The organism is Pantoea sp. AS142 (genome assembly GCF_037152305.1).
Classification (GTDB): Bacteria; Pseudomonadota; Gammaproteobacteria; order Enterobacterales; family Enterobacteriaceae; genus Pantoea.
Map to the genome: position 1 here is coordinate 1 of NZ_JBBCMO010000046.1, position 223 is coordinate 223.

The 223-nt window shown below is 50.7% G+C and carries 1 protein-coding gene; it reads left to right on the top strand.

The features are described from left to right. The coding region (locus WFO64_RS22475; RefSeq protein WP_337014415.1) for a transposase at positions 1–223 on the top strand (223 nt) is incomplete at both ends.

Genomic DNA, 223 nt, shown 5'->3' on the forward strand with positions numbered 1-223 from the left:
CACCGAACACCAGATCATTGCCGTTCTGAAGTCCGTCGAAGCTGGACGTACAGTCAAAGATGTTTGTCGCGAAGCGGGAATATCCGAGGCCTCGTATTACAACTGGAAAGCAAAATTTGGTGGGATCGAAGCCTCTGATATCAAAAAGATGAAAGATCTGGAGGACGAAAATCGCCGCCTGAAGCAGATGTTTGCCGACCTGAGTCTGGAATGCCGGGCGCTG